The organism is Planctopirus hydrillae, from assembly GCF_001707835.1.
Lineage (GTDB): Bacteria > Planctomycetota > Planctomycetia > Planctomycetales > Planctomycetaceae > Planctopirus > Planctopirus hydrillae.
Genome location: NZ_LYDR01000017.1, coordinates 1 through 343, shown reverse-complemented (window position 1 = coordinate 343; position 343 = coordinate 1). Strand labels below are relative to the sequence as shown.

General features: G+C 55.1%; 1 protein-coding gene. It reads left to right on the top strand.

The genetic code is table 11. The annotated features are described in order from the left end of the window. Positions 1-343 (top strand): AMP-binding protein (locus tag A6X21_RS01210; RefSeq protein ID WP_165603648.1); only part of this gene is annotated, 343 nt, incomplete at both ends.

The following is a 343-nucleotide window of genomic DNA, read 5'->3' as shown; positions in this document are numbered from 1 at the left end:
ACCATCGGAAACAGGCCTGCAATCATCTGGGAACCTAATGACCCTGAAGAAGAAGGCCGGACCATAACCTACAGAGAACTCTACCACAATGTCTGCCGCTTTTCAAATGCCCTCAAAGCTAAAGGGGTAGGGAAAGGCGACAGGGTGATCATTTACATGCCCATGGTGCCTGAAGCGGCCGTGGCCATGCTCGCCTGCGCCAGGATTGGGGCAATCCATTCAGTGGTCTTTGCCGGCTTCAGCTCCTCTGCGCTTGCCGACAGGGTGAATGACTGTGGGGCCAAAGCCATCCTCACCTCGGACGGCAATTTCCGGGGAAACAAGAAGATCGGAGTCAAAAGCG